Annotated in this window: 1 protein-coding gene and 1 pseudogene; one reads left to right on the top strand and one right to left on the bottom strand. The window is 69.7% G+C overall.

Going from position 1 to position 2,588, the window contains the following annotated elements:
* Positions 1–106: 106 nt before the first annotated feature.
* Entirely contained in the window at positions 107–1,924 is a 1,818-nt protein-coding gene (glmS, locus tag WCJ52_RS12645; RefSeq protein WP_336903660.1) for a glutamine--fructose-6-phosphate transaminase (isomerizing), read from the bottom strand.
* A 163-nt stretch (positions 1,925–2,087) separates the two neighbouring features.
* Here glmS and WCJ52_RS12640 point away from each other — a divergent pair.
* Positions 2,088–2,588: pseudogene (locus WCJ52_RS12640) on the top strand (phosphoglucosamine mutase); the annotation flags it as partial.

The following is a 2,588-nucleotide window of genomic DNA, read 5'->3' as shown; positions in this document are numbered from 1 at the left end:
GGCCCGGCGGTGATGAGCAGGCCCAGGGGATGGTGCGCCACCAGGTCCCACAGGACCTCGGGCCGGGTCTCTTCGAAGTTCTCTGGCAGGTACATCCGGGTGCCCCCTATTCCACCGTCACCGACTTGGCGAGGTTGCGGGGCTGGTCGACGTCGGCGCCCTTCTGGACGGCCACGTAGTAGGCCAGCATCTGGATGGGGACGGCGTAGACCAGGGGGGCGACGATGTCGTCGCAGCCAGGGGTGACGATCAGGCGGACCCCGGCCGGGGCGCGGCGGGCACCTTCCTCGTCGGTGATGAAGATGACCGGTCCGCCCCGGGCCATGACCTCGGCGGTGTTGGAGACGGTCTTCTCGAAGAGGGCGTCGGAGGGGGCCAGGACGATGACCGGGGTGGCTTCGTCGATCAGGGCGATGGGGCCGTGCTTCAGCTCGCCGGCTGGGTAGCCCTCGGCGTGGATATAGCTGATCTCCTTGAGCTTAAGGGCACCCTCCAGGGCCAGGGCCGACATGACGCCGCGGCCGAAGTAGAGCACGTCCCGGGCCTTGGCGAGTTCGGGCGCCAGGGCGCGGATCTGGTCCTCAAGGGCCATGGCACCGGCAATCAGGCGCGGCGCTTCCAGGAGCAGACGGGTCAGACGAGCCTCCTCGGCAGCGTCGATCCGGCCCTTGGCCGCGGCGGCGGCCACGGCCAGGGCCGTGAGGGCGGCGACCTGGCTTGTGAAGGCCTTGGTGGAGGCCACGCCGATCTCGGGGCCGGCATGGGTGGGCAGGAGGATGTCGGCCTCCCGGGCCATGGTGCTGGTGTGGACGTTGACAACGGCGGCGGTGGCCAGGCCCTGCTCGCGGCACCAGCGCAGGGCTGCCAGGGTGTCGGCGGTCTCGCCGGACTGGGAGACGACGATGCACAAGGTGCCCTTGCGCATGGGCGGGGCGCGGTAGCGGAACTCGGAGGCCACGTCGATGTCGACGGGAATCCGGGCCAGGGACTCAAAGAGGTACCGGCTGATCAGACCGGCATAGTAGGCCGTGCCGCAGGCGACGATCTGGATCCGGTCCACCAGGGCAAAGTCCAGGCCACCCGGCGCCCGCGCCCGCCCGGTGACCGGGTCTAGGTAGGCCGACAGGGTGTGCTGGCAGGCGCCCGGCTGATCATGGATCTCCTTTTCCATGAAGTGCCGGTAGTTGCCCTTCTCCACCAGGGCGGCGGCCTGGGGGATGATGCGGATCTGCCGGGTGACCGGCCGGCCCTCTGCGTCGAAGATGCGCGCCGTGGTCCGGTCGATGGCCACGAAATCGCCCTCGTCGAGATAGGCGATGCGGTTGGTCATGGGGCCGACGGCCAGGGCATCGCTACCCAGGTACATCTCGCCGTCGCCATAGCCGACCACCAGGGGGCTGCCGCGCCGGGCCCCGAGGATCAGCTCGTCCTCACCCTCGATGAGGACCGCCAGGGCGAAGGCCCCGCGCAGGCGGTCGAGGGTCTGCTTCAGGGCGTCCAGGGGCGAAAGGCCGGCGGCGAGCGCCTGGTTGATAAGGTGGGGAATGACCTCGGTGTCGGTCTCGCTCTCGAAGGTGCAGCCCTCGGCGGCCAGCTCGGCCTTCAGCTCGGCGAAGTTCTCGATGATGCCGTTGTGAACCAGGCTCACCCGCCCGGCCCGGTGGGGGTGGGCGTTGGCCTCTGAGGGCGCCCCGTGCGTGGCCCAGCGGGTGTGGCCTATGCCGGTCAGGCCATCGAGGGGCTGTTCGCGCAGGACCTCCTCGAGGGCCCGGATCTTGCCGCGGGCCCGCCGCCGCCCGACCCGGCCGTCGGCGACTATGGCCACCCCGGCGGAATCGTAGCCGCGATATTCGAGCCGCTTCAGGGTCTCGATCAGGCGCGCCTGGACGGCCACCTTCCCGACAATACCGATGATGCCGCACATGGCCTGGTCCTCTCTTCCGGGGTCCCTTCCCGCCGGGCCCGCTGAGGGGCTAGACTGGAGAGAAGGGCGGGGTTTAGCACCCGCACCGACGGCGTCGATTAAATCCGGGTTTCGAATCGTTTCGGGTCCCGACCCCACTATGGCGAAAGCTTAGGAAGGCCCCATGAGCAAACGCGCCTATTTCGGAACCGACGGAATCCGCGGGGAGGCCAATACCCACCCGATGACCGCCGAGGTGGCCCTGCGGATCGGACTGGCGGCGGGCAAGCTGTTCCGCTCCCGGGACGAAGGCCGCCACATGGTGGTGATCGGCAAGGATACCCGCCTGTCGGGCTATATGGTTGAGCCGGCCCTGGTGGCGGGCTTCACCAGCGCGGGCATGGACGTGCGCCTGCTGGGGCCCATGCCGACCCCGGGGGTGGCCATGATGACCCGGTCCCTGCGGGCCGACCTGGGCGTGATGATCTCGGCCTCGCACAATCCCTGGACCGACAACGGCATCAAGCTGTTCGGCCCCGACGGCTACAAGCTGTCCGACGCCCGGGAGCTGGAGATCGAGGCCCTGATGGGCCAGTCCCTGTCCGAGGGCCTGGCCCCCGCCACCGCCCTGGGCCGCGCGGCCCGGGTGGACGACAGCCAGGCCCGCTATGTGGAGATCGCCAAG

The organism is Phenylobacterium sp. (assembly GCF_037138395.1).
Taxonomy (GTDB): domain Bacteria; phylum Pseudomonadota; class Alphaproteobacteria; order Caulobacterales; family Caulobacteraceae; genus Phenylobacterium.
The sequence above is the reverse complement of the archived record's forward strand: the minus strand, read 5'-3'. Positions and strand labels throughout refer to the sequence as shown.

Coding starts and splice junctions, on each gene's coding strand:
- glmS (WP_336903660.1), bottom strand. CDS start 1,924: ATGTGCGGCATCATCGGTATTGTCGGGAAGGTGGCCGTCCAGGCGCGC.